The 2,049-nt window shown below is 55.9% G+C and carries 2 protein-coding genes and 1 pseudogene; 1 reads left to right on the top strand and 2 read right to left on the bottom strand.

Annotation, left to right across the window (positions count from 1 at the left end; genetic code table 11):
* Window positions 1-30: 30 nt before the first annotated feature.
* Window positions 31-147: a transposase gene (locus HLH28_RS18310; protein ID WP_275943760.1), complete on the top strand. Its 117-nt coding sequence runs from the start codon at window positions 31-33 to the stop codon at window positions 145-147.
* 9 nt (window positions 148-156) lie between these two features.
* On the opposite strand, the pseudogene HLH28_RS17780 reads toward HLH28_RS18310, so the two are convergent.
* Window positions 157-914: pseudogene (locus HLH28_RS17780) on the bottom strand (IS5 family transposase).
* Between the two features lie 161 nt (window positions 915-1,075).
* Window positions 1,076-1,921, bottom strand: coding sequence for a hypothetical protein (locus HLH28_RS17775; RefSeq protein ID WP_182961933.1), 846 nt, complete (start codon window positions 1,919-1,921; stop codon window positions 1,076-1,078).
* Between the last annotated feature and the right edge of the window lie 128 nt (window positions 1,922-2,049).

Raw genomic sequence — 2,049 nt, 5'->3', positions numbered from 1 at the left:
GCGTTGATCGACTGGAAGCCGATCGGCGAGATGCTGTCGCCGCTGTATCCTGCGACGAAGGGCGAACCCGCATGGCCGCCCCTCTCGATGTTTCAGGCGATGCTCCTGGCGGTCTGGTATGACCTGTCCGACGTCAAGCTGGCCTAGGGCCCGGACTCATAACCAGTAGCTGACGGCCGCGACGAGGCAGATGGCGGCGTGGAAGTTAGTGGCATTGCGATCGTAACGTGTCGCGATGCGGCGGAAGTCCTTGAGGCGGTTGAACATGCGCTCAATGGCATTTCGCGTCCGATAAAGGACCGGCGAAAAGCAGTTCTTCCAGGCCCGGTTGACCTTGGGCGGGATGTTCGGCGCGGCGCCCTTGTCCTCGATCTGTCGACGCACCGCGTTGGTGTCGTAGCCCTTGTCGCCGTGGATCAGCCGGACGTTCGAGACCTGTTCCAGCAGCGGGACCGCTGCCGTGCAATCCGCGACGTTGCCGCCGGTCAGCACGAAGGCGACCGGACGGCAGGCGGCATCCGTCAGCGCGTGGATCCTGGTCGTGCGCCCGCCACGCGATCGGCCGATGGCCTGGTGTCGCTCCCCCTTTTTCCGCCGGAGGCGCAGCGATGGGCCTTCACGGCAGAACTGTCGATCAGAAGTTCGGCAGGCGGTCCACCGCTCTGCGCCAGCGCCTCGAACAGGCGCGCCCAGACGCCTTTCGCAGCCCAGCGCTGAAACCGATTGTAGAGCGTCTTGCGCGGGCCATACGCGGACGGCGCATCCTTCCACCGCGCGCCGGACAGCATGATCTGAATAATGCCGCTGATCACGCGTCGATCATCCACACACGGCTTGCCACGCGTATCGGTGGGCAGATGCGGCGCAATCCGCGCAAACTGCCGGTCCGAAAGCCAGAAAAGGTCAGCGTCCATCGCTCATCTCCTTTCAGAGGCAGCGAATCACAGGCCGCTCACAATGGGAATCCCTTTATGGGTCCGGGCCCTAGAATTGGACCAGTTTTCTCAAGGCAGACCACTCGGCCATTCCGGTCGAAACGTTCCAGATGGGTACGTCCGCATCAGATCGTTGATGCTCACAATGACCCTTCCGTTAATTCTGCAACTAATTCTCTATAAAATCGGACAACAGCCGGATCGTTCTCATTTTCGACCAATATATCGTCAGCCTGACGAACATGCACGAAACGCGCGTCCGTGCCTGACGCTTGCCTGAGCTCAACCTTTAGAAGATCATTAGCCGCCAATAGCCTCTCGATTGCGGGCCACCAAGCATCATCTAAGATCCGAGCGGCATAGATATCATCGCCTCGTCTAAGCCAATATTGTCGAATTCGGCAAGCCCTTTGAAGGAGTTTGATCGCCGGATGTTGTTTCAGCGTCACGGGAACAAGTGAGATATCCTCTGTCGGCGGATTCTCAAGATGATCATTGATCCAGGCTCGACATTCTTCCGGCGAAAATATCGTTCCTGCCGATCTGCTTATGTCGCGAATTTGTTGGGGTTCAGGGAAGCTGTCAGGCAAGACAGTTTCCCTGTCAGCAATCAGCGATATTACAGATGTATTTTCGAACTGCACTGCCGACAGGTTAGCTCCCCTGCAATCCAGCTGGCTTATAAAGGCGTTCTTTATAACTCCACCAGACGCAGTACCAGTAGCCCTACACTCATCCAACTCGATATCTGAAATCTGAAATTTTGAGTAAAATTCAGCAACCGTTAGAGATGCAACAGCTAATGATCCCAGGTTACGGCGAGTACGGTCGATCGGCGGATAGTTCTGAAACATCGAGAGCAAACGTTCACAAAAAGTGGGAATGTCATGTTTTGGCAGAACGCTGCTCACCACGTCACCAAAGGTCTCAAGAAAGCTCGATCCTAAGATGTTGCGGCTTAAAATACGACCTGATTGGCTGGACATAACCATGTCAATGGCTGCTAGAGGGTGTTATGTACTTTCGTGGGTGATTGGTTCAGTAATGCTGAATGACGCAAGTTCGCAAGCCGTATCCCTCTGACGTATCAGACGAAGAGTGGTCGTTGGTTGTT

The sequence above is a fragment of the Gluconacetobacter tumulisoli genome (assembly GCF_014174155.1).
Classification (GTDB): domain Bacteria; phylum Pseudomonadota; class Alphaproteobacteria; order Acetobacterales; family Acetobacteraceae; genus Gluconacetobacter; species Gluconacetobacter tumulisoli.
Note: the sequence above shows the minus strand (reverse complement) of the source record. Positions and strands in the feature narration are given on the sequence as shown.